Origin of the sequence: Sphingopyxis bauzanensis (assembly GCF_002205675.1) — a bacterium.
GTDB lineage: Bacteria > Pseudomonadota > Alphaproteobacteria > Sphingomonadales > Sphingomonadaceae > Sphingopyxis > Sphingopyxis bauzanensis.
Genome location: NZ_NISK01000001.1, coordinates 600,117 through 624,022 on the forward strand (window position 1 = coordinate 600,117; position 23,906 = coordinate 624,022).

Sequence of the window (23,906 nt, forward strand, 5' to 3'; positions counted from 1 at the left end):
TCGGCGGCGCCAGGTTTCAAGCGGCGTCAATATTTCTCCAGCTCGACCTGCATATGGCGATAGCCATGGACGAAGCTGGCGTGGACGCGCTCGGGTTCGGCGAGCACATTGACGCGCAGGCGGCGCTTCTGCATTTCGGAGATCAAAGTGGTGAGCTGCAATTCGGCGACGCGCGCGCCGACGCAGCGGTGGATGCCATAGCCGAAAGCGAGGTGGCGGCGCGCGTTATCTCGGTCGACGATGATCCGGTCACCGTCGGGGAAAACGCTCTCGTCACGGTTCGCCGAGGCGTACCAGAGCGCGATCTTGTCGCGCTTTTTGATCTGGTGGCCGAAAAGCTCGGTATCTTCCATCGCGGTGCGGCGCATGTGCGCGAGCGGGGTCTGCCAACGGATGATTTCGTGCATCGCGTTGACCGCGAGTTCGGGGTCGTGGTTCGCCTCGAGCTTGGCGCGTTCTTCGGGGAAACAGTGCAGGCCATAGGCATAGGCCGACATCGAATTGCGCGTCGTGTCGTTACCGCCGACGATGAGCAGGATCAGATTGCCCATGAATTCATGCTCGCTCATATGCTTCATCGCGTCGGATTGCAGCATGATCGAGATGAGGTCGTGCTCGCCGGGGTTGAGCGCCTTGCGATCCCACAATTCCTTGAACGCGGCGCCCATTTCAAACGCCTTCGCGGTGCGCGCATGGCGCAGTTCGGTGGTGTCGAACGATTCGATGTCGCCGAGCGCGTCGGACCAGGCGGTCAGCCGGTGGCGTTCCTCCCAGGGAAAATCGAACAGGATGGCGAGCATGTCGGTGGTGAGTTCGATCGACAGTTTTTCGACCCAGTCGAAGGGCTCCCCGACCGGCAGGGTGTCGATCAGCGCCGCGGTGCGCGCGACGGTGTCGGCGCGCATGCGCTCGATTTCGGACGGGCCGAAGGCGGGGGCGACGGTGCGGCGCTGCGCCGTGTGCTGCGGCGGATCCATCGCGATGAACATCGGCAGCGGGATCTCGCCCTCTTTCAGATGCTCGACGCCATCGCCGGCGACGGTGATCCCGCCATATTCCCACGATGAGGAGAAAATCTTGGGCAGTGCCTCGATATGTTGGATCGGTTTGTAGGTGGTCACCGACCAATAGGGGCCGAATTTCGAATCTTCGCAGCGATAGATGGGCGATTCGGCGCGCAGCTGGCGCATGGGTTCCTGCCAGCGGTCCTCGCTCCATAATTCGGCGCGGCTGACGTCGAGCGGGTTGGCGATTTCGGGGGCGGTGCGAATTTGGGTGGCCATGGGGCAGCTCCTCTGAAGGGCCGTCTCGTGCGGCCGATTCAGTTGCAGAATGCCACTATTTACAGCTTTGTCAATGACGGTCGGCGGCCTGCGCAGTTGCAGCGGCAGCGGTAGCGGCAGGCGCTGCCGCCCGTCCGCTGCGCCGCCAGAATTTCCAGCTGCCGCCGCCGCTGAGCACTCCGGCGCGGAAGAGACGCACCGAGAGGAAGATCACGAGCGCGACCCAGATTGCCTGCCAGCCGAGCGCCAGCAGATGCACCGCCTTGCTGTCGTCGGTCGCGGCGCGTGCCGCCATCGCGAGGGGTGACGACAGGGGGAAAATCTGCGCGATCGTTGACAGGCTGCTGCCCGGAGCGCTCGCGGCGGCGGTCGACAGGCTGAACATGCCGACCTGAAAGATGGTGATCGGCAGGCTGAGCATCTGGATTTCTCGCACCGTCGCTGCCTGCGCGCCGACGCCGAGGAATACCGCGCCGAGGAGAAGGAAGGACAGAATGAAATAGACAAAACCGATGCCGAGGAAAAAGGGCCAGCCGGTGGCAGGCGCCGCGGCGAGCGCCGCGGTCGCCTTGCTGGCGCTTTGCACCGACGCGAGCGCCGCCGGATCAATTTGCAGCGCGGCGATCAGTCCGCCGACAAGCGCCATCGCCAGCCAGAAGGCGATGAATAACACCGCGACGCCCAGAAAACCGAGCAGCTTACCGAGGAAGACGCTTTCGAGCGGCACCGCGGCGGCGAGGATTTCGATGACCTTGTTGCCCTTTTCTTCGGCGAGCGAACTGACCGTCTGGCCGGCAAGGAGGAGGGTGAGCAGGAAGATGATGAAGACCGCGCCGAAGCCCAAAGATTGCTGGAGCGCGATGCTGGTGCCGCCGCTCGACAAGGCTTCGAATTTGGGTGCCACGGGAGGTAGGGGCCCCGCGGCCTTCGATCGCAGCACATCGTCGGCGAGCAGCGCGAGATAGTGACCCGCGTTGCTGTCGGCCTCGCGCTCGATGATGCGCGGGGCGGCGAGCGGGCCGCTGAGCACGGCGTAGGTGTCGCTGCCCTTCTCGCGCGCGATGGCGATCGGGTCGGTGGTGGCGGGGCCGGCGATGCGGACCTCAAGTACGGGCACGCGGCGCGCGACGCTGGCGCGCAGCCGTGCATCGGCGGCGCGCAGCGCTTCGACATCGTCTGCGCCGACCACCGCGACGATGCGCCCTGCGCCGCGCGCGCTGTCGGCCAGCTGCGAGGCGCCCATGCCCCCCGCGAGCCCCATGCCGACCATGAACAGCGGCGCGAGCAGGAACAGCAGGAAGGTCGGGGTGGCGACGATCGCCAGAAAGTCGCGGCGCGCGATGACGAGCATGTTTTTGAGAAAGGGGGTCATGCCAGCGCCTCCTCGACCGCGTCGGTACTCGCATCAGCATCGAAACTCGCATCGACCTGCCGGACGATATGGACAAAGGCGTCGTGGAGCGCGGGGCGGGTGATCGACAGCCCCGCAACACCCAGCCCGCTGCCCGTGATCCGCGCCAGCAGTGGTTCGACGTCGGCATCTTCGATCGGGAAGAACCAGCTGTCGCCGCGCGGCTCGGCACCGGCGGGGAGCAGCGCCGCGATCGCCGCCGCATCGGCGTCGGCGCGCGGTGTGTAACGCACCTGCATCGGCAGCAGGCTGCGTGCGTCGTCGACCGTGCCTTCGAACCGGCGCTGCGAGCGGGCGATGATCGCGAGCCGGTCGCACAGACGCTCGGCATGCGCCATGACATGGGTCGAAAACAGGATCGTCGCGCCGCGATCGCGTTCGCGACGGACGAGCATTTCGAGTCGTTCCTGATTGACCGGGTCAAGCCCCGAGAAAGGCTCGTCGAGGACGATGAGGTCGGGGGCGTGGACGATCGACCCGATCAGCTGGATCATCTGCGCCATGCCCTTCGACATCTTGCGGATCTTTTCGTCGATGACGCGTTCGAGCCCGAGCTCGGTCATGAAGGTCGCGGCGCGGCGGCGGCCTTCGGACCAGTCGAGCCCGCGCAGCGCGCCCATGAAGGCGATGGCTTCGCGCGCTTTCATCCCCGGATAGAGCCCGCGTTCTTCGGGCAGATAGCCGATACGGTGGCGCACCGCCTGCGGCCGTTCGCCAAAGACGCGGCTGGTACCCTCGTCGGGGTCGATGATCCCCAGCGTCATGCGCAGGCTGGTCGTCTTGCCCGCGCCATTGGGGCCGAGGACGCCATAGATGCTGCCGGTCGGCACCGTCAGGCTGACATCGTCAACCGCCTTGAAATCGCCGAAATATTTGGTGAGGCCTTTGGCCTCGACGCTGAAATCGTTCAAGCTGCAGTCCCTGGTCTGATCATCCGTAAGCTATGGCACGGACAGGCGGCTCGCGTATAGAGCGGCAATGGTTGCCGAAGCCTTGTCTGTGTTGGAAGACCGCCTGGAGGCGGTGGCGCGCGCGCATGGCTTTGTTGCGTTCGGGATCGCCGACGCGGGCTCCGCGCCGCAAACCGCCGAGCGGTTGAATCAGTGGCTCGCTGAAGGCCGGCACGGCGACATGATCTGGATGGAAAGCCGCGCCGCGCAGCGCGGATCGCCACAGGGGCTGTGGCCCGAGGTGCGATCGGTGATCGCGCTGGGGATGAGCTATACCCCGGCGCATGACCCGCTGGTGCTTGCTGAGCACCCCGACCGCGGGCGAATTTCGGTCTACGCGCAGGGCGGTGATTATCATGACGTCGTCAAACGGGCGCTGAAGGCGGTGGCACGCTGGCTGGTCGCCGAGGCTCCCGGCGCCGAAGTCAAAGTGTTCGTCGATACCGCGCCGGTGATGGAAAAGCCGTTATCGGCGGCGGCGGGCCTTGGCTGGCAGGGCAAGCACAGCAATCTGGTCAGCCGCGAGCATGGCAGCTGGCTGTTCCTCGGCGCGATCTACACGACGCTGGAGCTGGTTCCGAGCAATCCGGGGCGTGACCGTTGCGGCAGCTGTACCGCATGTCAGGACGCCTGCCCGACACAGGCGTTTCCGGCGCCGTACCAAGTCGATGCGCGGCGCTGTATTTCCTACCTGACGATCGAGCATGATGGCGCGATTCCGCATGAGCTGCGCCGCGGGATCGGTAACCGGGTCTATGGCTGCGACGACTGTCTCGCCGTCTGTCCATGGAACAAGTTCGCCGAGACCGCGCACGCGCACCGGGCCTTCCTGCCGCGCGCCGAGCTGGTCGCGCCGTCGCTGGGCGACCTGCTCGCGCTCGACGATGCCGCGTTCCGGCAGGTGTTCGCGGGATCGCCGATCAAGCGCATCGGGCGTGGGCGAATGGTCCGCAACGCTGCGATCGCGGCGGGAAACAGCGGCGATGCCGGGTTTCGGCCGGTGCTGGAGCGGCTGACGGAGGATGAAACGCCGATGGTGGCGGAGGCGGCAAGGTGGGCGCTGGACGAATTGGCGTCGTGACGTCAACCTAGCGGCGCAGCGCCTCGATACAGCTCGGCACATTGGCGTCGCGGCCGTCGGGGGTGCGTGCGTCGACATGGGTCGCGAGCGGATCGGCGCCTTGTTTCGGCGCGTAATAATAGACGTCGAGGATGCAGGCGGCGCCAGCGAACTGCAATTTGCGCGCTGCGCCTTCGGCGACGTCAAGGCGCGGCTTGCCGAACAGGCTGAGCGCCGAATTTGCCGAGCGGCCGATCAGGCTGTTGTTTTGCGTCGGCCGCGGCGCGGTGATCGGACCTGCCGCCGGGGGCGCCTTGGGCGGGGTCGCGCGCGGAATCGCGTTACCCGCACAGCCGCCGAGCAGCAGGGCGAGGCCGGTGAATATCGCCAAGCGATTGTTGTTGATCATTACTTCCGGTCCCCGCTCCGCAAATGGAGCATGTGGACCGCCATAGCGGCGCTGACGATCGGCGCCAACAGATTGGCGACGGGCACCACAAAGCTTGCGGCGGACAGCAGCCCGAGCGACCAGCGCGCGGGCCGGTCGAGCCGCGGGCGGTCGGGGTGGCGCGCCAGCACCATCGCCTCAAGATCGCGGCCGAGCAGCAGGCCGTTGACGAACAAAGCGAAAATTGGGGTTCCGATGCCGGTGACGAGTAGCAGGATGTAGATCGGCAGCGCGAGCAGATTGCCGCCGATCAGCCGCACCACCGACGCAAGCGCGAGACGGATATTCTGCCGCCAGCCGACATCGACGGCGCGGGCGGCGGCGGCGGGATAATGGCGTCCTTCGACATCGGCGACGATCGCGTCCGCGAACAGCCCCACGACGACGATCGCGACGGCGCGGAACAACAGCCAGCTGCCCGCGATGATCGCAAGGACGACCAATATTCCCGCCATGTCGCGCTCGCTCGCGCCGAGCCATTGCCAATGATCGAGCGCCCAGCGCGCCGCGAAATAGAGCGCAGCGCCTACGACGATCAGCAGGAGGAGGGTGAGCGCCAGACTTTGCAGCAGGATGCGCAGCACGCGCGGGTTCGGCACATCGCGGAGCGCGAGCAGAAAGGCGCGGACGGCACGGGTCATGTTTGGGGGATGCGAGGGGGCGGGGCGCGCGTCAAGCGCCGCGCTTGCCTTGCCGCGCCGCCATCACTAAAGCGCGGCAGCTTTTTCTCCCGCATCACAGGATATTTTATGGCCTCCACCGCCCGTTTCGACGTTGTTGCCATTGGCAATGCCATTGTGGACGTCCTTGCCCGCGCCGACGACGCGCTGATCGAGCGTGAAAATCTGGTCAAGGGGTCGATGCGGCTGATCGACGCCGACGAGGCCGAGCGGCTCTACGGGGCGATGGGGCCGGCGATCGAAATGTCGGGCGGCAGCGCGGCGAACACCTTGGCGGGCATGGCGGCGCTTGGACGCCGCTGCGGCTTTATCGGCCAGGTCGCCGACGATCAGCTGGGGCATGTGTTCACGCACGACCTCACCGCGCTGGGGGTCGCGTTCGACACACCGCCGTCTGACGGGGGCGCGCCGACCGCGCGCTGTCTGATCCTCGTCACCCCCGACGGCCAGCGGACGATGAACACCTTCCTGGGTGCGTCGCAGAATCTGGGCCGCGAATCGCTCGACGCAGCGCTGATCGCCGACGCCGACATCCTCTATCTCGAAGGCTATTTGTGGAACGCCGATGCCTCACGCGCCGCGATGGCGGAAGCGATCGGGCTCGCCAAGGCGGCGGGTCGGCGCGTCGCCTTTACCCTGTCCGACACTTTCGTCGTCGCGGGGCATGGCGAGGATTTCCGCCGCATGACGGCGGCGCGTGATATCGACATCCTGTTCGCCAACGAAGCCGAGCTGCTCGTGCTGGCGCAGGAAGGCGATTTCGAAACCGCGCTCGCCAAGGTGGCTGCCGATGTCCCCTTGCTGGTCGCGACGCGCGGCGCGCATGGCGCGGTCGCGGTCACGAACGGCGAGCGTACCGCAGTTGCAGCCGAGGCGATCGATGATGTCGTCGACACGACGGGGGCGGGTGACCTGTTTGCCGCGGGCTTCCTGTCGGGCCTGGCCGAAGGGCGCCCGATCGCCGACTGTCTGACGATGGGCGCCGTATGTGCGCGCGAAATCATCGCCCAAGTTGGCCCGCGGGCGCAGACCGACCTGCGCGCCAAGGTTGCGAAACGGCTGGGTTAGGAACCTTCGCCGGTCCGAAGCGTCCTATCCGCCAAATGGCACAGGAGGATGATATGGCCGACGAAATTCACGAAACGCGCGCGCCCGACGGGTCGACGCACACCACGACGATCATCGATCGCGAACCGCGGCGCGGCGGTGGGTTGGGCATGGGCCTGATCCTGCTGGTCGTGCTCGCGGTCGCAGGCTTCGTCGCATTCCAATTCCTCGCCAACGACAGCGCCGAAACGGGCGCGATCACCGAGGCGGCGCAAAAGGTTGGCGATGCGGCGCAGAATGTTGGCGATGCCGCACAGGATGCGGTGAAATAAGCTACGCCCGACTTTAGACGGCGGTCGGTTCACCGGTCGCCGTCTCCGGGTGTTTCTTGAACAGCGCGCGATCGGCGGGGCCGAACCCGCGGGTCCAGATCAGCCACGAATAGATGCCGAGGATGACCGGCACGCCGATCAGCAGTTCGGCCCATTCGGGCAACTGCGTTGCGCCCCAGCCAAGGATCGCGGCGCCCGCGGTTGCCCACACCAGTGCCCAGCGCAGGCTGTTCACCGGGGCTTGCAGCACATGCGCGAGCAGCCGCGCTTTTACCACCGAGGCAAAGCCGAGCGCGAGCATCAGCGCGACCGCGACCGCGGCGGCGTAGGTGATCGGCGGTAGCCCCATCGATTTAGCGATCAGGATCAGCGTGACGCTCAATATCGCCTGCAGCGCCAGCGTCGCCATGCTGATCAAAAGATTACGGTGGCGCGCGACATAGACCAGTGCCGCTTCGCTGACGACGGCGGTCGCGGCGACGACTTCGGCGGCGAGCAGGAAGGCGAGCGCCGCAGTTCCGCTGACGAATTCGGGGCCAACGAGGCCCATGACGGCCTCACCCGGAATGCCCAGCGCAAGCGCGACCCCGGCCTGCGCCGCGATGATCCAGAAGCCAACCTGGCTGACTTGTGCCGCCACGGCGGCAAGGCGCTTTTCGGCAAGATTGCGGGTGATGACCGGGCCGAGGATCGGCTCGAAGCTGGTTTTCAGCTTTTGCGGCAGCGAGGCGACCTGCTGCGCCATATAATAAATGCCGTAGATCGTCGGCGAGGTAAACTGGCCGAGGATGAACAGGTCGAGGCGGCGCGTGCCCCATTCGATCGCGTCGGCGGCGGCGAGCGGCGCGTTGCGCCGCGCAACTGCGATCAGGTGCGCGGGGTGCGGTTGCCAGCCGCGCGGCCCGCCATAATGGCGCAGCATCGGAATCAGCGCGGTCAGGAAGGCGCCGAGCATGGCGGCGGCGTAGGACAGCATCAGCCCGTCGCGGACCGACACGAACCAGAAACCCGCCGCCGCGGCGCTGATCACCCAGGGTTCGACAATCGCGCGCGCGCGCACCGTCGCGCCGATGTCGAAGCGGTAAGCACAGGCGGCGAGCGCGATATCGGTTCCGGCAATGGCAAAGACGAGCAGCGCCATCCAGCGATCGGCGCCGCCGATGTCGCCTGCGGGATACATGAGCTGCGGCAAGGCGAAGAGCAGCGCCGATCCCGCCGCCGAGGCGAGGAAGGCTACGAACATCCCGTCCCACACGACCGTGCGATGATCGGCGCCGTTCAAACTCAACTGTTCGGCGAGGCCGCGTTTGAGCCCGAGCGTCGCGAGCTGCGCAACGAGTTCGATGACGAGCACGGCAAAGGCGAATCGCCCGACCGCTTCTGGACCGTACCAGCGGCCCGCGACGTAGAGAAAGGGCAGGCGCGCCACGAGGCGCAGGATGAAGCCGAAGAAATTTGTCCGCCCGCCCTTGGCGAGCGCGGCGGTGTCGGCGTCGCCCGAGGGGGCTGGTGCCGATGCGGGCGCGGCTGCGCTGTCCGTCTGGCTCAAGCCCGCCGCCCCTTCTGCTGGTCCCCGGCGCGCAGTCTAGCGCGATGCGGCGGTGCAGGCAATTCTCTGCTAAAGCTCACCGACCCTCGGATCGCAGCGGGCGGCTGAGCAGGGCCTGAATGGCATCAGCAACGCGCGTTTCGCCCGCGACCAGCCGCGCCACGGTATCGCAGATCGGCATGTCGATGCCGTCGGCGCGCGCCGCTGCGGCGATCACCGGGGCGCTGAACGCCCCTTCGGCGACGGTGCGGCGGTCGGCCATCAGCGTCTCGGCATCTTCGCCGCGCCCCAGCCCCTGGCCGAGCGTGAAGTTGCGCGAATTGGATGAGGTGCAGGTCAGCACGAGGTCGCCGAGCCCGGCGAGGCCTGCCAACGTCTCCGCTTGGGCGCCGCGCGCCAGGCCGAAACGCGTCATTTCGGCAAAGCCGCGGCTGATCAGCGCGGCGCGGGCGTTGAGCCCGAGCCCGGCGCCGTCGACGATGCCGCAAGCGATGGCGAGGATATTCTTGATCGCGCCGCCAATCTCGGCGCCGATGACGTCGGTCGAGACATAGGGGCGAAAATGCGGGCGCGCGATCGCGCCCGCGATGGCGGCGGCAAGGTCGCGATCGGCCGCGGCGAGGGTGATTGCGGTCGGCAGCCCCGCGGCAACCTCATGCGCGAAGGTCGGTCCCGACAGCACCGCGTGCGGTCGCTGCGGCGCCAGTTCGCGCGCCATGTCGATCGGGAAAGCGAAGCTGCCCGCCTCCATCCCCTTGCTGCAAAAGATCAAAGGTGCGTCGCCCGCCGGGAGTTCGGCGAGCACGGCGCGCAGGAACGGTACCGGCACAACGACGAGCAGCGCGTCGCAAGCGGCCATGTCGGTGAGTGCGCTGGTTGCGGTCAACGAGGCCGACAGCGCCGCGCCGGGCAGAAAGACCGGATTGCGATGGTCGGCGTTGATCGCGGCGACGACATCCTCTTCGCGCACCCACAGGCGGACGGGCGCGCCGTCGGCGGCGAGGAGTTGCGCCAGCGCGGTGCCCCAGGCGCCGCCGCCGACAACGCCGAAGTTGCGATATGACGTCATGCTTTCACGTGTCATGCTTTGACTCCGGCACCGCGCACGGTTTCGGCCGCAGGATCTAGCGGCCAGCGCGGGCGCGCGGCGACCGACAGATCGTCGAAAAGCCCCGCGGCGAAGCGCTCGGCTCCGGCCCAGGCGATCATTGCGCCATTGTCGGTGCACAGCCACAGAGGCGGCGCGACGAAAGGCCGGCCGAAGCGTGCCGCGAGATCGGTCAGCGCGGCGCGGATCGCGCCGTTGGCGGCCACCCCGCCCGCAACGACGAATGCCGTTGCATCGGGACAAGCCGACAGCGCGATACGGCTGCGATCGACGAGGCAGTCGACGACCGCTTGCTGGAACGAGGCGGCTAGATCGGGGATGCTGTGCGTTCCGGTGGCGGCAGCACGCGCGACAGCGCTTTTGAGCCCGGCGAAGGAGAAATGCGGCTCGGCGCTGCCGACCAGCGGTCGCGGCAGCGGCACGGCGTTCGGATTGCCGTCCTGCGCGATCCGCTCGACCGCGGGGCCGCCGGGATAGCCGAGCCCGAGCAGCTTGGCGGTCTTGTCGAACGCTTCGCCCGCGGCATCGTCGATCGTGGTGGCAAGGCGGCGATAATCGCCGACGCCCTTGACCAGCAGCAACTGGCAATGACCGCCCGAGACGAGCAGCAGCAGATAGGGAAAGGCGAGGCCGGGTTCCACGAGGCGGGGCGACAGCGCATGGCCTTCGAGATGGTTCACCGCAATCAGCGGTTTGCCCGCGGCATGGGCAAGGGCCTTGCCGGTGACAAGCCCGACCATCACCCCGCCGATCAGGCCGGGACCGGCGGTCGCGGCAATCGCGTCGACGTCGGCGAGCGAGACGCCAGCATCGGCGAGGACGCCGGCAATGATCGGTGCCAGCCGGTTGACATGCGCGCGCGCCGCGATTTCCGGAACGACGCCGCCGAAGGGGCTGTGCTCGGCCTCTTGCCCCGCGACGCGGTGCGCGAGGATGCGCCGGTCGCTGTCAACAAGCGCCGCTGCAGTTTCGTCGCAGCTCGATTCAAGGCCAAGGATGAGTGTCATAATCGTTCGCATCCCTTACCCGCCCCTTTATCGGCAGGGCAAGCCGCGCTAGCAGCGTCGCGATGACTGACTTACCAACAATCGAACAGCCGCTGCGGATCGGTACCCGCGCATCGCCGCTGGCGATGGCGCAGGCGCATATGACGGTGGCGGCGCTGATCGCGACGCATGGCCTTGCTCCCCAAGCGCTTACCATCGTGCCGATGACGGCTACCGGCGACCGCATTCAGGACCGCGCGCTCGCCGAGGTTGGGGGCAAGGAGTTATGGACGCGCGAGCTTGACGCCGCGCTCGACGCCGGGGTGATCGATATCGCGGTCCATTCGCTGAAGGATGTCGAGACGCTGCGCGATGCGCGGTTTGCTCTCGGCGCGATGCTCGAACGCGCCGATCCGCGCGACCGGCTGGTGGTGCGCGAGGGGATGGAGGCGACGAGCGTCGCCGACCTGCCGCACGGCGCGCGGCTGGGGACGAGCAGCCCGCGCCGCGCCGCGCAAATCCGGCGAATCCGCCCCGATGTGGCACCGGTGCTGCTGCGCGGCAATGTCGCGACGCGGCTGGCGAAGCTGGCGGCGGGCGAGGCCGATGCGACCTTGCTCGCGGCGGCGGGGCTCGACCGGCTGGGGATGCATGCGGTCGGTACGGCGCAGGACACCGCGGTGCTGCTGCCCGCGGCATCGCAGGGCGCGATCGGCATTGAGTGCCGCGCCGACGATGGCGACACGCTCACGCTGTTGCTGGCGATCGATCATGCGCCAACGCACCGCGCGGTGGCGACTGAGCGCGCCTTTCTGGCAGCACTGGGCGGCGATTGCCGCTCGCCGGTCGCAGCGCACGCGCACTGGCGCGATGACGGCATGCTGCAACTCGACGCCGAGATTTTCTCCGAAGACGGCGCCGATCATGCCGCGGGTCACGCGCTGATTGACCATGCCGATGCGGCGGCGGCGCTGGCGCGGCGGTTGCTCGATGACGCCCCCGAGACGGTGCGGCGGCTGTTCGCGGCATGAGCCGCGGCCTGCCGCTGATCGTCACCCGCCCCGAACCGGGCAATAGCGCCACCACCGCGCGCGCGACCGCGCTGGGATTTGATGCCCATGCGATGCCGCTGTTTGCCGCGCGGGCGCTGCCGTGGACGGCGCCGGCGCCGCAAGATTTCGACGCGATGCTGCTTACCAGCGCGCAGGCGGTGCGGTTGGCCGGACCGCAGCTGACGCGCCTCGCTCCGCTACCGGTTTATACTGTGGGCGCCGCGACCGCCGATGCGGCAAAGGCGGCGGGACTGACGGTCGTTCAGACGGGCGAGGCCGACGCTCAAAGCCTTCTTGATGGCATGACGTCAGGCAAAACCTCCCGAATTCTTTGGCTTTGTGGCCGCGAGCGATCCGAATTCGATCCGCGCGGATCGGCGCTGGAACCGGTCGCCTGTTATGCGATCGATGCGGTGGGGCCACCCCCTGCGTGGGCGCCGCTGGTCGCCGCACCCGCCGTGCTGCTCGCCCATTCGGCGCGCGCGGCGAAGCGGATTGCCGACCTTGTCGGCCCACATCGCGCGCATCTGGCGCTGGTCGCGATCAGCCCCGCGGTCGCGGTCGCGGCGGGAGAAGGCTGGGGCGAATTGGCCGCGGCAGCGGCGCCGACCGACGCGTCAATGTTGGCACTGGCGCATGCTTTGTGCCACAAGGCGGAAAAATAGGGTCGTTCGAAAGAGACATATGGCAATCGACAGCATCGACACCCCCTCGCCCATGGCCGAGGCGGTCCCGGCGAGGGGACCATCGTTTCGCCTGCTCGCCATCGGGGCCCTGCTCCTGCTGCTGGTCGGCGTTATCGGCGGTGGCTGGGCGGTGAATCGCTGGTTGACCGGCGATGCTACCGCACCTGCGGCGAAAGCGATCGACACGCAGGCGGTCGGCGATCTCACCGACCCGGCGCTGCTCGCGGGCGCCGCGCCGAAAGGCGCCGCGGTCGGACAGCCGTTGATCGTCGCGCCGGTCGATGGCGCCAATGCGCTGGCGGCGCGCGTTGCCGAACTCGAACAACGGCTGTCGCGGATCACGCTTGAGGCCGAATCGGCGTCGGGCAATGCGTCGCGCGCCGAAGGGCTGCTTGTTGCCTTTGCAGTGCGCCGCGCGCTCGATCGCGGGCTGTCGCTCGGCTATCTCGACGCCCAGCTGCGGCTGCGTTTTGGAGACGACCAGCCCAACGCGGTGAAAACGATCATCGAAACGTCGCGCGAACCGGTGACGCTCGAACAATTGCGCACCGAACTCGACACGCTGGCACCGCAGCTCGTCGGGCGCGGTGGCGACGACAATGGCAGTCTGTGGACGGGTTTTCGCCGCGAGCTAAGCGAGTTGTTCGTTGTGCGCGCCGCGGGAACGCAGTCGCCGCGCGCCTCAGAACGGCTCGAGCGCGCGCGCCGCTATCTTGGCGCGGGTCAGGCCGACAAGGCGATTGCCGAGGTTGAAGCGATGCCCGGCGCCGCGATGGCGAATGACTGGCTGATCGATGCGCGGCGCTATCATGAGGCGCGGCGTGCGCTTGACCTGATCGAGACCGCCGCGATATTGGAGCCGCGCGACAGCCCGGCTGCCGCAATCGCCCGCAACACCGCGGCACCGACCCCCTAGCGCGCGTCCCGATAGGGGCTGCCCGCCTTTAAGAGAAAGCGTCTTTGCATGGCCCTCGCCGACCCGCAGCGCATCGAAGCGCTCGACCCGCTCGACCCTCTTCAGCTCGATGCCGAGCTCAGCGAAGAGGAGCGGATGGTGCGCGACACGGCGCGTTCCTATGCAACCGATGCCCTGTTGCCGCGCGTTACGTCGGCGTTTCTCGATGAGCGGTTCGACCGCGAGATCATGTCCGAAATGGGCGCGCTCGGCCTGCTCGGCGCGACGATCGATCCCGAATATGGCGGCGCCGGGCTGAACTATGTCAGCTACGGGCTGATCGCGCGCGAGGTCGAGCGCGTCGATTCGGGCTACCGGTCGGCTTGCTCGGTGCAGAGCAGCCTCGTGATCCACCCGATCAACGCTTATGGCAGCGAGGAGCAGAAGCGGAAGTACCTGCCCGGGCTGACCTCGGGCGAACTCGTCGGCTGTTTCGGGCTGACCGAGCCCGACGCGGGCAGCGATCCCGGCGGGATGCGGACGCGCGCCGAAAAGATCGCAGGCGGTTACCGCCTCAAGGGCGCGAAGATGTGGATCACCAACTCGCCGATCGCCGATGTGTTCGTCGTGTGGGCGAAGTCGGAGGCGCATGACGGCGCGATCCGCGGCTTTGTGCTCGAAAAGGGCATGAAGGGTCTGTCGGCGCCGAAGATCGAGGGCAAGGTGAGCCTGCGCGCATCGGTCACCGGTGAGATCGTGATGGATTCGGTCGAGGTGAGTGAAGACGCGTTGCTGCCGCATGTGTCGGGGCTGAAAGGCCCGTTCGGTTGCCTCAACCGCGCGCGCTACGGCATCGGTTGGGGCGCGATGGGCGCGGCGGAGTTTTGCTACGAAGCGGCGCGCAATTACACCGGCGAGCGCAAGCAGTTCGGGAGGCCACTGGCGGCCAACCAGCTCATCCAGTTGAAGCTCGCCAATATGATCACCGAAATCACGCTGGGGCTGCACGCGGCGCTGCGCGTAGGGCGGTTGATCGACGAGGGGCGGCTGATTCCCGACGCGATCAGCCTGCTCAAGCGCAACAATTGCGGCAAGGCGCTCGATATTGCGCGCGTGGCGCGCGACATGCACGGCGGCAACGGCATTTCGGCCGACTATCATGTCATCCGCCATGCGGTGAACCTCGAGACGGTGAACACCTATGAGGGTACGCACGACGTTCACGCGTTGATCCTGGGCCGCGCGATCACCGGCATTTCCGCTTTTGGCGGATAGCATTGCGAAGCCACTCGCAGACATCCGCGTCGTCGAACTGGCGCGGGTGCTTGCGGGGCCATGGTGCGGGCAATTGCTCGCGGACCTCGGCGCCGAGGTGATCAAGGTCGAGCGGCCGGGGTTCGGCGACGACACGCGCAGTTGGGGACCGCCATTCGTTACTGGCGTCGACGGTGAAAATCTCGGCGCGGCCTATTATCACAGCACCAACCGCGGCAAGAGCGGGGTGGCGGTCGATATTGCGACCGCCGAGGGGCAGGCGCAGGTCCGTACCCTGATCGCCGACGCCGATGTGGTTATCGAAAACTACAAGGTCGGCGGGCTGGCGAAATATGGTCTCGACCCTGCGACGCTGATTGCCGATTTCCCGCGGCTGATCGTCTGCTCGATTACCGGTTTCGGGCAGACCGGGCCTTACGCCCATCGCGCGGGTTATGATTTCATCATCCAGGCGATGGGCGGCGCGATGTCGCTGACGGGCGAGCCCGACGGGGCGCCGCAAAAGGCGGGGATCGCTTATGCCGACATCTTTACGGGGATGTATTCAACCGCGGCGATTCTTGCGGCGTTGCGGCGGCGTGACGCCACGGGCCGCGGGGCGCATATCGACATGGCGCTGCTCGATTGTCAGGTCGGGGTGCTCGCCAATCAGGCCGCCAATTATCTGGCGAGCGGCGTGTCGCCGGGGCGGATGGGCAATGGCCACGCCAATGTCGTCCCCTATCAGGCGTTCGCGACCGCCGACGGCCAGTTGGTGATCGCGGTCGGCAATGACGGTCAGTTTCGTAAATTATGTATGATTTTGGGCGAGCGGGGTTGGGCCGATGATGCGCGTTTTGTCACGAATGCGGCGCGGCTTGCCAATCGCACCACGCTGATTCCGCTGCTCGCCGCCAAGATCGCAAGCTGGGACGCGCAGCCGCTGGCGCTGGCGCTGGAGACGGAGGGTGTCCCCGCAGGACCGATCAACGACATCGCAGCGGTGTTTGCCGACCCGCAGGTTGCGGGGCGTGGGATGCGGTTTCGGCCCGAGGGTGCGTTTGTTGACGGGCTTGCCAGCCCGATCGTCATTGATGGCGAACGAATGGTCGCGGCTGGCGGGGCGCCGCCGCTCGCGGGCTAGAAAAAAGGGGCGCCGTTGCCGACGCCCCTTTCCCCCTTTTTTCCGATATTCAGTAGCTCAGAACTTCACCGTGCCGGTGACAAAAACCTGGCGCGGGTTGCCGTAGAAAGCGGTCAACGTGCCTTCGGTGCCGAGCGCCGAGGTCGGCAGGCCGTTGCCGCCGATCACCGGCACGCCCGTGGTCGGGTTGACGTTGATGAAGTTATAGCCCGAGGTCTTATATTCCTTGTCGGTCAGATTTTTGCCGAATATGCCGATGCTCCAGCGATCGTCGGGGGCGGTATAGACGATGCTGGCGTCGAGCAGCGCAAAGCCCTTCTGGTCGATGTAGGGGTTGGGGATTTCGAACTGATAGGTCTTGCTGCGGTACGATAGCGTCGTCCCGAAACTGAGGTCACCGTCGCCGATCGGTGTTGCGTAAGCGAGGGTGCCGCTGGCGGTCCATTTCGGCGTATTCTGCACTTCACGGAAATCGGCGACGTCGGTCGGCACGCCGCCGATGTTCGACACATATTCCTTATAGTCGGCGTCGATGTAACCGAGTGCGGTCGACAGCGTCAGCCGGTCGCCCGCCGCCGCCAGATCTTCACCAAGTCGAACACGGCCTTCGAATTCGACGCCCTTGAAGGTCGCCTTGCCGGCGTTCGACACGACGCCGCAGAAACTGGGCAGGCCGCTAACGGTACAGGCGACCGAGCCCGGGATCTGGACGTCGGTGTAATCGGCATAGAAACCGGCGATCGCGACATTGACCGCGCCGTCCATCAGGCTGCCCTTATAACCCACCTCATAGCTTTCGACCTGTTCGGGACGGAAGCTGAGGAACGCGGCGATTTCGTCGTCGCTGCGGGTGCCGTTGCCGTCGGTGTCGGGGGCGTTGACGCCGACGCCGCGCGGATCGAAGCCGCCGCCTTTGAAGCCCTGCGAATAGCTGGCGTAGAGCGTGTGGTCGGGAGTCGGCTTGAACGACAGCGAGGCACGCGGGGTGAATTTGTTAAAGCTGCGCTTGCCGTTGAAATCGGTCCCCGGGGCGCCGAAAGGAACCCCGGCGCCGCCGAAGACGGGCGATCCGCCGCCGAGATAATTCTGGCGCAGGATCGATGCTTCGCGCGTGTCCCACGTATAGCGGCCACCGACCGACAGGCTGAGCTGGTCGGTAAAGTCGAACGTCGCATCGCCGAACACGGCGAAGGTCGTGGTGTCGACATCGGCTTCGGTAAAGGCGGTCAGCCCGGCGAAGGTATTAAAGATGCGGACGTCGAACAGGGTGTCGGCGGTCGCGTCGAGATAATAGAAGCCGAGCAGACCTTTCAGGCGGTCGCCCTCATAGAGCAGCTGGAATTCCTGGCTGATCTGTTCGTTGAAGTAGAAGCCGGGAACGTCGACGTCGACCGCGGGCAGCGCGTCGAAGTCGATCGGGGTTGCGGACGTGTCCTTGCGCCAGGCGCTGATCGACCGCAGCGTCAGCGTGTCGGTCAGTTCGGCAGTGACATTCATCGCGAGGCCGTAGGATTCGATCTCCTGCGTCGGATCGACAAGGCCGCCGCGGCTGTCGAACACATTGTCGAGCACCGGCGCGCCGGTGGCGATCGACGGGATCAGGCGGTGGCCGCCGCGCGGCGCGCTCTTGTCCTTGGTGTAGTCGCCCGAAATGCGGATTAGCACCGGCTGGCCATAGCCGCCGAGCTCAACGGTGCCGCGGCCGGCCCAGACGTCCTTGTTGTAATTTTCCAGGCCGGTGGTCAGATTGTCGCCGAACCCGCCGCGCGACAGCCGCGCGATCGAACCGCCGACGCGCAGCAGGTCGCCGATTGGGGCGCTGGCGGTGACAACCAGATCGGCCTGGTCATAGGTTCCGAGCGTGCCCTTGATCTTGAGCGAAAATTCCTCCGGCAACTGCTTTGTCACATATTTGACCGCGCCGCCGATGGTGTTGCGGCCATAGAGCGTACCCTGCGGCCCGCGCAGGATTTCGATGCGTTCGACGTCGTAGATATCGAGCACCGCGGCCTGCGGGCGGTTGAGATAGACGTCGTCGAGATAGAGGCCGACCCCCTGTTCAAAACCCGAAACCGGGTCCTGCTGCCCGACGCCGCGGATGAAGGCGCTGAGCGTCGAATTGGTGCCGCGCGATACTTCAAGCGTCGTGTTCGGGGTGGTCTGGCCGATGTCGGTAATGTCGATCGCGCCGGCCTTGGCGAGCGCCTCGCCCGAATAGGCGGTGATCGCGACCGGAACGTCGATCAGGCGCTCATCGCGGCGGCGCGCGGTGACGATGATTTCGTCATCGCTGGTATTGGCGTTGGCGCCTTCGTCTTGCGCAAAGGCGGCGGGCGCAAAGGCGAGCATGGACAGCGCGCTCGAAGCAAGAACGGCGCGGCGCAGCGAGCGAGCGAAAGGACGCATGTTGGACTCTCCCATGTAAGAAGCGGCCGCTTGCCGCCCTTTTCGTTTTTCTTGGGCTCGGTGCTTGCCAAGCCGCGACGCACCCAATAATGAAACATGAACCAAGTTTCAACTTGGAATATGACTTCGACGTTTTTTGCTTGCCAGTGGTGCGAAAAAGCCACGATGCAGCGAGGGGCGTGCGGAAGGGAGACGGGAAAGAGTCATGGATCAGCCGCAAGACGGAGCACCGGACACCGCGGGCGAAGCGCGCGACAAGACGCCGCGTACCGAACGCGGGCGCCGAACCTTGCGCAAGCTGCTTGACGCGGCAGCGGTCGAGTTCGGCGAGCGCGGTTTTCATGAAGCGTCGATCAGCGGCATCACGCGGCGTGCGGGGACTGCGCTGGGCAGCTTTTACACCTATTTCGATTCGAAGGAGGAAATCTTCCAGGCGCTCGTCCGCTACATGAGCGAGCAGTTGCGCGACCATGTCACGCCGCTGGTCCAGGCGGCGCCCGACGAGATCAGCGCCGAACGCATCGGACTTGAATCGTTCCTCGGCTTTGTGCGCGAGCATAAGGAAATCTACCGGATCATCGATGAGGCCGAGTTCGTCGACTATGCGAGCTATCGCCGACATTATGAAACGACGGTGGCGCGCGTGCGGCAGCGGCTGGAGGCAGGCGCAGGGCGCGGCGAGATTCGCGCCGATGTGGGAGAGATCCACGCCTGGGCGATCGGCGGGATGAACGTTTTTCTGGGTATGCGCTATGGCCTGTGGGACGAGGACGCCGATATTTCGGAGATTGCGCGGATCGCGAATGATTTTGTCGCGAACGGGTTGCTAAAGCGGAACTAACGCGTCGCCGCCGCGAAGTGGCCGGCAGTCACGTCCTTCCCGACACGGCCACTGGCAACCTTGAGCTACGCCGATAGCGGCCGCGTTCAGAGGCGCGTGACTCTGAAATCCCCTTCGCGGAGGCGACCGACTAGCGCGAAATCAAGAAAATCGCATGTTCGGCGCGCCAGGTTGCCGCGGCGGCGCTCGTCGGTCTGTCTCCCGACAGATACCAGGCCGCCTCGACCCCGATCCCCTTGGCGCGTAGCAGGTCACGGAAATCGCTGACCGTAACATGGTGGATATTGGGGGTTTCGTACCAAGCGACGGGCAACAACCGCGTCACCGGCATCCGCCCGCCCCAGAGCAGGTCGAGCCGGACGCGCCAATGGGCGAAATTGGGGAAACTGACGAAGGCACGCGGCGCGATGCGGAGTAGTTCGTCGACCACCCGGTCGGGGCGCTCGGTCGTTTGCAGCGTCTGCGACAGGATCGCATAGTCGAACGCGTCGCCCGGATAATCGGCAAGGTCGCGGTTGGCGTCGCCCTGCACCACCGACTGGCCGCGCGCGATCGCGGCGGTGACATTCACCGGGTCGATTTCGAGCCCGCGCGCATCGACGCCCTGATCCCTGAGCGCCGCCATCAACTCGCCATCGCCGCAGCCGACATCGAGCACGCGGCTGCCCGTCGGCACTGCGGCGGCGATGATCGCGAGGTCGGGACGCAGCGCCATCGTCAGAAACCCCCGCCGAGCGCGCCGGCGACGATGCGGTCGAGCGCGGGAACGTCGAGCAGGAAGGAATCATGGCCGAAGGGTGCCGACAGTTCGACGAAGCTGGCCGACGCGCCGACGCTTTGCAGAGCCTGGACGATGCGGCGCGATTCGGCGGTCGGGTAGAGCCAGTCGGTGTCGAAGCTCACAAGCGTGAAGCGCACGTCCTTTGCCGCGCTGAACGCGCCCGACAGGCGGCCGTCGTGCGGATCGGCGAGGTCGAAATAGTCCATCGCGCGCGTAATATAGAGATAGGCGTTGGCATCGAAGCGGTCGGTAAAGGCGAGCCCCTGATGGCGGAGATAGGATTCGACCTGGAAATCGGCGTCGAAGCCGAAGCTCTTGATGTCGCGCGCCTGCAGGCGGCGGCCGAATTTCTCGGTCAGCCCTTCTTCCGACAAATAGGTGATGTGCGCCGCCATGCGCGCGACCGCGAGTCCTTTGGTCGGCGCGCGCTCGCTCGCATAATATTGGCCGTCCTGCCAGTCGGGGTCGGCCATGATCGCCTGCCGTCCAACCTCGTGAAATGCGATGTTCTGCGCCGAATGGCGCGCCGCGCTGGCGATGACAACCGCTGACGCGATCCGTTCGGGGTAGGCCGCAGACCAGGCGAGCACTTGCATCCCGCCCATCGACCCGCCGACGACGGCATGAAGTCGTTCGATCCCAAGCTGGTCGAGCAGCATCGCCTGCGCGCGCACCATGTCGGCGATGGTGATCACCGGAAACGCCATGCCGAGGGGTGCGCCGGTAACGGCGTCGGGGGTTGCGGGGCCGCTCGACCCCATGCAACTGCCCAGCACATTGGCGCAGATAACATGAAAGCGATCTGTATCGATCGGCTTGCCGGGGCCGACCATCCGCGCCCACCAGCCGGGCTTGCCCGTCGCGGGATGGTCGCTCGCGACATATTGGTCGCCGGTGAGCGCATGGCAGATCAGCACCGCGTTCGACTTGTCGGCGTTGAGCGCGCCATAGCTTTGATAGGCGATCGTCACCGACGGCAGGCTTTGCCCGCTGTCGAGCGGCAGCGATGATGCGATCGTCACGCTGTGATGCTGGATCTGGTGGAGCAGGCTGGCCATGGTTTGCGCGGGGCTAAGCGGGCGCGCGAAGCCTGTCAACGTGCTGGACTTGGGCGTCCTAGCCGTTAAACGGCGCGGCATGACCGACACGACGCAAATGCTCACCCCGAAGCCGTGGATCAGCGGCATCGCTCCCTATGTTCCCGGCAAGTCGGCGGGGGCCGACGGGCGTCCGCTGATTAAACTCAGCGCGAACGAGAATCCGCTGGGTACGGGTGAGAAAGCCCGCGCTGCATTCGCTGCGGCGCAGGCGGCACCCGACGCCTTGTCGCGCTATCCCGATCCCGGGTCGGTCGAGCTGCGCGCGGTGATCGCGGCGAAGTTCGGGCTCGATCCGGCGCGGATCATCTGCGGCAACGGGTCGGACGAGCTGCTGCACTTGGCCGCGGGTACCTATGCCGGCGTCGGCGACGAGATTTTGTATGTGCGCTACGGCTTTGCGGTGTACGAGATCGCGGCGCGGCGCGTTGGCGCGGTCCCGGTCGAGGCTGATGACCGCGACTATGCGACCGACGTCGATGCGTTGCTCGCCGCAGTAACCGAGCGCACCCGCGTCGTCTATCTCGCCAATCCGAACAACCCGACCGGGACGCTGGCGTCGAAGGACGAGGTTGCACGGCTCTACGCCGGGCTGCCGAAGGATGTGCTGTTCGTGATCGATCAGGCCTATTCCGAATATCTGACCGACGCCGAGGACGACGGCGGGCTCGAACTTGCGAAGACGCAGCCGAACGTCATTATCACCCGCACCTTTTCGAAGATCCACGGGCTTGCCGCCGAGCGCATCGGCTGGGGCTATGCCTCTGCCGACGTAATTTCGGCGCTGCACCGTATTCGCCTGCCTTTCAACGTCACACGCGCGGGGCAGGCGGCGGCGATCGCGGCTATCGGCGACGAGGAATTCGTCACTGCCAGCCGCGAGCATAATGCCAAGTGGCGGAGCTGGCTGGCTGACGAACTCGAAAGCCTCGGAAATCATGGCGTGCGTGTGGTTCCTTCGGCGTGCAATTTCCTGCTCGTCCTGTTCGAGGGCGATGTGAGCGCTGAGACGGTATACAACCGGCTGATGGAGGCGGGCTATATAGTCCGCTGGCTGCCGGGGCAGGGATTGCCCGGCGCGCTGCGGATGACAATTGGCACCGAGGACGAGACGCGCGGGCTGGCGGCGGCGATCCGCGCGGCGCTGAACGTCTGATTGTGTCGCGGCGCGTCGAACGGCTGGCGATCATCGGGCTTGGCCTGATCGGATCGTCGATCGCGCGCGCGGTGAAGGAACGCCTGCCCGATGTGATGGTCACCGGCCATGACGCCAGCGCCGACGTGCGCGACATCGCGCAAACGCTGGGGCTGTGCGACGCGGTGATCGATGATGCTGCGGGCGCGGTCGCCGATGCCGATCTGGTCATTCTGGCGGTGCCGGTGGGTGGCATGGCCGCGGCGGCGTCGGCGATGGCGCCGGGACTGGGCAAGGACACGATCATCTCCGACGTCGGATCGTCGAAGGCCAGCGTCGCCGAGGCGTTGGGACATGCGTTGCCCGGCCATATCGTCATCCCCGCGCATCCGGTCGCGGGAACCGAAAACAGCGGCCCCGCCGCTGGCTTTGCCAGCCTGTTCGATGGGCGCTGGTGCATCGTTACCCCCGATGCCGCGGCACCCGCCGACGCGGTCGCGGCGCTGACGGAGTTCTGGGAGGCACTGGGCGCCAAGGTCGACGTCATGGACGCCGCGCACCACGACATGGTGCTCGCGGTGACGAGCCATTTGCCGCATCTGATCGCCTATACGATCGTCGGCACCGCCAGCGAGCTGGAGGAGGTCACCGAGAGCGAGGTGATCAAATATTCGGCGGGCGGCTTCCGTGATTTCACCCGCATCGCGGCGAGCGACCCGGTGATGTGGCGCGATGTGTTCCTGGCCAACAAGGATGCGGTGCTTGCGACCCTGCAGCGGTTCAACGAAGATCTGACCGTGCTGCAGCAAGCGATCCGACGCGGTGATGCCGACAAGTTGGAAGACTGGTTCACGCGGACGCGCGCGATCCGGCGGTCGATCATCGCCGAGGGTCAGGATGACCCGGCGCCTGATTTCGGGCGGAAGCATTAGCTGAACGTCAACCCCGCGAAGCGCGTATCAGAGTCACGCGCCTCTGAACGCGGCCGCCATCGGCTTTGCGCTACTATTCCAGCGGCCCCCGCCTTCGCGGGGGCGGCAATCAGGCTTTCAACAACGCCTCAGGGGGATTGAGCGCATTGATCGCCACCCGCACGCGCTCCTCGGCCTCTTCGCGCGGCAGCCCTGCAGGAATCGTCTCGCCGATCTTGTAGGTGATCGTGCCGGGCCATTTGACCCATCGGCGTGGCGGAAAGGCGAGGCCACTGTTCACCGCCACCGGGATCACATCGACCCCGAGTAGGCGGTACATGCCGGCAAAACCTGGGCGTAGCGGCGGCGCTTCGCCATGCGGTACCCGTGTCCCCTCGGCAAACAGCACCAGCGGGCGGCCCGCGGCCAGCGCGGCCTTCGCCGCGTTCAGCATTGCGCGCATCGCCTTTCCGCCGCCATCGCGGTCGACGGGGATCAGGCCATAGAAACGCGCTGCCTGCCCCCAAACGGGAATCGAAAACAGCTCTTCCTTGGCGAACACCGCAGGATGTTTGAACAGCCCCGGTTGTTCGACCGTCTCGAATGCCGACTCATGCTTGAACACGTACAGCACCGGGATGTCGGGCATCTCGCCCTCGACCACAATCGTCTGGCCGAGCAGGAAACGGCAGAACAGCCGGTGCGCCTTCGCCCAGATGCGCACGAAAAAGATCGTGCCGCGGTGCGAGATCGGCAGCGCGACAACCCCGCCGATCGACGAGATGGCACTCATCACGAAAAAGGCGAACCAGAACAGGATCGAGCGGATCAGGGCGATGGAGTAGCGCAT

General features: G+C 66.3%; 23 protein-coding genes. 11 read left to right on the top strand and 12 right to left on the bottom strand.

Going from position 1 to position 23,906, the window contains the following annotated elements; translation table 11 throughout:
* Nucleotides 1-26: 26 nt before the first annotated feature.
* The 3 genes from CDQ92_RS02985 to CDQ92_RS02995 all read right to left on the bottom strand — a co-directional run bounded on the left by CDQ92_RS02985 (nucleotide 27) and on the right by CDQ92_RS02995 (nucleotide 3,605).
* Nucleotides 27-1,283 carry a cytochrome P450 gene (locus CDQ92_RS02985; RefSeq protein WP_088439889.1) on the bottom strand — a complete coding sequence of 419 codons (1,257 nt, stop codon included), beginning with the start codon at nucleotides 1,281-1,283 and terminating at the stop codon, nucleotides 27-29.
* Between the two features lie 70 nt (nucleotides 1,284-1,353).
* Nucleotides 1,354-2,655 (bottom strand): ABC transporter permease, encoded by a 1,302-nt coding sequence (locus tag CDQ92_RS02990; RefSeq protein ID WP_088439890.1) that lies wholly within the window; start codon nucleotides 2,653-2,655, stop codon nucleotides 1,354-1,356.
* Nucleotides 2,652-3,605 carry an ABC transporter ATP-binding protein gene (locus tag CDQ92_RS02995; protein WP_088439891.1) on the bottom strand — a complete coding sequence of 318 codons (954 nt, stop codon included), beginning with the start codon at nucleotides 3,603-3,605 and terminating at the stop codon, nucleotides 2,652-2,654. The genes CDQ92_RS02990 and CDQ92_RS02995 overlap by 4 nt, the downstream gene beginning before the upstream one ends.
* A 67-nt stretch (nucleotides 3,606-3,672) precedes the next feature.
* Here CDQ92_RS02995 and queG point away from each other — a divergent pair, with 67 nt between their 5' ends.
* Nucleotides 3,673-4,725 (top strand): tRNA epoxyqueuosine(34) reductase QueG, encoded by a 1,053-nt coding sequence (queG, locus tag CDQ92_RS03000; RefSeq protein ID WP_088439892.1) that lies wholly within the window; start codon nucleotides 3,673-3,675, stop codon nucleotides 4,723-4,725.
* Nucleotides 4,726-4,732: 7 nt separating this feature from the next.
* Here the strand turns inward: queG and CDQ92_RS03005 are convergent, their stop codons facing one another.
* On the bottom strand, nucleotides 4,733-5,113 hold the full coding sequence (locus tag CDQ92_RS03005) for a hypothetical protein (protein ID WP_088439893.1): 381 nt from the start codon (nucleotides 5,111-5,113) through the stop codon (nucleotides 4,733-4,735).
* On the bottom strand, nucleotides 5,113-5,793 hold the full coding sequence (locus CDQ92_RS03010) for an EI24 domain-containing protein (protein WP_088439894.1): 681 nt from the start codon (nucleotides 5,791-5,793) through the stop codon (nucleotides 5,113-5,115). The genes CDQ92_RS03005 and CDQ92_RS03010 overlap by 1 nt, the downstream gene beginning before the upstream one ends.
* A gap of 108 nt (nucleotides 5,794-5,901) precedes the next feature.
* Between CDQ92_RS03010 and CDQ92_RS03015 the strand changes: the two genes are divergently transcribed.
* Nucleotides 5,902-6,900, top strand: coding sequence for an adenosine kinase (locus CDQ92_RS03015; RefSeq protein WP_088439895.1), 999 nt, complete (start codon nucleotides 5,902-5,904; stop codon nucleotides 6,898-6,900).
* Between the two features lie 53 nt (nucleotides 6,901-6,953).
* On the top strand, nucleotides 6,954-7,211 hold the full coding sequence (locus tag CDQ92_RS03020; RefSeq protein WP_088439896.1) for a hypothetical protein: 258 nt from the start codon (nucleotides 6,954-6,956) through the stop codon (nucleotides 7,209-7,211).
* A gap of 13 nt (nucleotides 7,212-7,224) precedes the next feature.
* Here the strand turns inward: CDQ92_RS03020 and CDQ92_RS03025 are convergent, their stop codons facing one another.
* The 3 genes from CDQ92_RS03025 to tsaD form a co-directional block, all read right to left on the bottom strand.
* A complete protein-coding gene (locus CDQ92_RS03025; protein WP_088439897.1) occupies nucleotides 7,225-8,760 on the bottom strand; it encodes a lipopolysaccharide biosynthesis protein in 1,536 nt (511 codons plus the stop codon).
* Nucleotides 8,761-8,836: 76 nt separating this feature from the next.
* Nucleotides 8,837-9,844 (bottom strand): NAD(P)H-dependent glycerol-3-phosphate dehydrogenase, encoded by a 1,008-nt coding sequence (locus tag CDQ92_RS03030; protein ID WP_229667210.1) that lies wholly within the window; start codon nucleotides 9,842-9,844, stop codon nucleotides 8,837-8,839.
* Nucleotides 9,841-10,875 carry a tRNA (adenosine(37)-N6)-threonylcarbamoyltransferase complex transferase subunit TsaD gene (gene tsaD / locus CDQ92_RS03035; protein ID WP_088439899.1) on the bottom strand — a complete coding sequence of 345 codons (1,035 nt, stop codon included), beginning with the start codon at nucleotides 10,873-10,875 and terminating at the stop codon, nucleotides 9,841-9,843. Before tsaD ends, CDQ92_RS03030 begins: the two co-directional genes overlap by 4 nt.
* Nucleotides 10,876-10,937: 62 nt before the next feature.
* On the opposite strand from tsaD, the gene hemC reads away from it, so the two are divergent.
* Genes hemC through CDQ92_RS03060 form a run of 5 tightly spaced genes read left to right on the top strand, consistent with a single transcriptional unit; the run spans nucleotide 10,938 to nucleotide 15,885 of the window.
* Nucleotides 10,938-11,885: a hydroxymethylbilane synthase gene (hemC, locus tag CDQ92_RS03040; RefSeq protein ID WP_088439900.1), complete on the top strand. Its 948-nt coding sequence runs from the start codon at nucleotides 10,938-10,940 to the stop codon at nucleotides 11,883-11,885.
* Entirely contained in the window at nucleotides 11,882-12,571 is a 690-nt protein-coding gene (locus CDQ92_RS03045) for a uroporphyrinogen-III synthase (RefSeq protein ID WP_088439901.1), read from the top strand. Before hemC ends, CDQ92_RS03045 begins: the two co-directional genes overlap by 4 nt.
* Nucleotides 12,572-12,590: 19 nt before the next feature.
* Nucleotides 12,591-13,508: a mitofilin family membrane protein gene (locus CDQ92_RS03050; RefSeq protein ID WP_088439902.1), complete on the top strand. Its 918-nt coding sequence runs from the start codon at nucleotides 12,591-12,593 to the stop codon at nucleotides 13,506-13,508.
* Between the two features lie 48 nt (nucleotides 13,509-13,556).
* On the top strand, nucleotides 13,557-14,762 hold the full coding sequence (locus CDQ92_RS03055) for an acyl-CoA dehydrogenase (RefSeq protein WP_088439903.1): 1,206 nt from the start codon (nucleotides 13,557-13,559) through the stop codon (nucleotides 14,760-14,762).
* The gene (locus CDQ92_RS03060) at nucleotides 14,752-15,885 is read left to right on the top strand and encodes a CaiB/BaiF CoA transferase family protein (protein WP_373289613.1); all 1,134 of its coding nucleotides are present in this window, start codon (nucleotides 14,752-14,754) and stop codon (nucleotides 15,883-15,885) included. Before CDQ92_RS03055 ends, CDQ92_RS03060 begins: the two co-directional genes overlap by 11 nt.
* A 57-nt stretch (nucleotides 15,886-15,942) precedes the next feature.
* On the opposite strand, the gene CDQ92_RS03065 is transcribed toward CDQ92_RS03060, so the two are convergent.
* Entirely contained in the window at nucleotides 15,943-18,291 is a 2,349-nt protein-coding gene (locus tag CDQ92_RS03065) for a TonB-dependent receptor (RefSeq protein WP_088439904.1), read from the bottom strand.
* Nucleotides 18,292-18,496: 205 nt separating this feature from the next.
* Here CDQ92_RS03065 and CDQ92_RS03070 point away from each other — a divergent pair, with 205 nt between their 5' ends.
* Nucleotides 18,497-19,132: a TetR/AcrR family transcriptional regulator gene (locus CDQ92_RS03070; RefSeq protein ID WP_088439905.1), complete on the top strand. Its 636-nt coding sequence runs from the start codon at nucleotides 18,497-18,499 to the stop codon at nucleotides 19,130-19,132.
* 130 nt (nucleotides 19,133-19,262) lie between these two features.
* Here the strand turns inward: CDQ92_RS03070 and metW are convergent, their stop codons facing one another.
* Nucleotides 19,263-19,847: a methionine biosynthesis protein MetW gene (gene metW, locus CDQ92_RS03075; RefSeq protein WP_088439906.1), complete on the bottom strand. Its 585-nt coding sequence runs from the start codon at nucleotides 19,845-19,847 to the stop codon at nucleotides 19,263-19,265.
* A 2-nt stretch (nucleotides 19,848-19,849) separates the two neighbouring features.
* Complete coding sequence (gene metX / locus CDQ92_RS03080) at nucleotides 19,850-20,971, bottom strand: homoserine O-acetyltransferase MetX (protein WP_088439907.1); 1,122 nt, start codon at nucleotides 20,969-20,971, stop codon at nucleotides 19,850-19,852.
* 79 nt (nucleotides 20,972-21,050) lie between these two features.
* On the opposite strand from metX, the gene hisC reads away from it, so the two are divergent.
* A complete protein-coding gene (gene hisC / locus CDQ92_RS03085) occupies nucleotides 21,051-22,166 on the top strand; it encodes a histidinol-phosphate transaminase (protein WP_088439908.1) in 1,116 nt (371 codons plus the stop codon).
* A gap of 2 nt (nucleotides 22,167-22,168) precedes the next feature.
* On the top strand, nucleotides 22,169-23,077 hold the full coding sequence (locus CDQ92_RS03090) for a prephenate/arogenate dehydrogenase family protein (protein WP_088439909.1): 909 nt from the start codon (nucleotides 22,169-22,171) through the stop codon (nucleotides 23,075-23,077).
* 109 nt (nucleotides 23,078-23,186) lie between these two features.
* On the opposite strand, the gene CDQ92_RS03095 is transcribed toward CDQ92_RS03090, so the two are convergent.
* Nucleotides 23,187-23,906 (bottom strand): lysophospholipid acyltransferase family protein, encoded by a 720-nt coding sequence (locus tag CDQ92_RS03095; protein ID WP_088439910.1) that lies wholly within the window; start codon nucleotides 23,904-23,906, stop codon nucleotides 23,187-23,189.

Bases quoted from the DNA above. Each gene is read 5' to 3' on its own strand.
- CDQ92_RS02985 (WP_088439889.1), bottom strand. From the start codon at position 1,283: ATGGCCACCCAAATTCGCACCGCCCCCGAAATCGCCAACCCGCTCGAC.
- CDQ92_RS02990 (WP_088439890.1), bottom strand. From the start codon at position 2,655: ATGACCCCCTTTCTCAAAAACATGCTCGTCATCGCGCGCCGCGACTTT.
- queG (WP_088439892.1), top strand. From the start codon at position 3,673: ATGGTTGCCGAAGCCTTGTCTGTGTTGGAAGACCGCCTGGAGGCGGTG.
- CDQ92_RS03005 (WP_088439893.1), bottom strand. From the start codon at position 5,113: ATGATCAACAACAATCGCTTGGCGATATTCACCGGCCTCGCCCTGCTG.
- CDQ92_RS03010 (WP_088439894.1), bottom strand. From the start codon at position 5,793: ATGACCCGTGCCGTCCGCGCCTTTCTGCTCGCGCTCCGCGATGTGCCG.
- CDQ92_RS03015 (WP_088439895.1), top strand. From the start codon at position 5,902: ATGGCCTCCACCGCCCGTTTCGACGTTGTTGCCATTGGCAATGCCATT.
- CDQ92_RS03020 (WP_088439896.1), top strand. From the start codon at position 6,954: ATGGCCGACGAAATTCACGAAACGCGCGCGCCCGACGGGTCGACGCAC.
- CDQ92_RS03030 (WP_229667210.1), bottom strand. From the start codon at position 9,844: ATGACACGTGAAAGCATGACGTCATATCGCAACTTCGGCGTTGTCGGC.
- tsaD (WP_088439899.1), bottom strand. From the start codon at position 10,875: ATGACACTCATCCTTGGCCTTGAATCGAGCTGCGACGAAACTGCAGCG.
- hemC (WP_088439900.1), top strand. From the start codon at position 10,938: ATGACTGACTTACCAACAATCGAACAGCCGCTGCGGATCGGTACCCGC.
- CDQ92_RS03045 (WP_088439901.1), top strand. From the start codon at position 11,882: ATGAGCCGCGGCCTGCCGCTGATCGTCACCCGCCCCGAACCGGGCAAT.
- CDQ92_RS03050 (WP_088439902.1), top strand. From the start codon at position 12,591: ATGGCAATCGACAGCATCGACACCCCCTCGCCCATGGCCGAGGCGGTC.
- CDQ92_RS03055 (WP_088439903.1), top strand. From the start codon at position 13,557: ATGGCCCTCGCCGACCCGCAGCGCATCGAAGCGCTCGACCCGCTCGAC.
- CDQ92_RS03065 (WP_088439904.1), bottom strand. From the start codon at position 18,291: ATGCGTCCTTTCGCTCGCTCGCTGCGCCGCGCCGTTCTTGCTTCGAGC.
- CDQ92_RS03070 (WP_088439905.1), top strand. From the start codon at position 18,497: ATGGATCAGCCGCAAGACGGAGCACCGGACACCGCGGGCGAAGCGCGC.
- metW (WP_088439906.1), bottom strand. From the start codon at position 19,847: ATGGCGCTGCGTCCCGACCTCGCGATCATCGCCGCCGCAGTGCCGACG.
- metX (WP_088439907.1), bottom strand. From the start codon at position 20,971: ATGGCCAGCCTGCTCCACCAGATCCAGCATCACAGCGTGACGATCGCA.
- hisC (WP_088439908.1), top strand. From the start codon at position 21,051: ATGACCGACACGACGCAAATGCTCACCCCGAAGCCGTGGATCAGCGGC.
- CDQ92_RS03095 (WP_088439910.1), bottom strand. From the start codon at position 23,906: ATGCGCTACTCCATCGCCCTGATCCGCTCGATCCTGTTCTGGTTCGCC.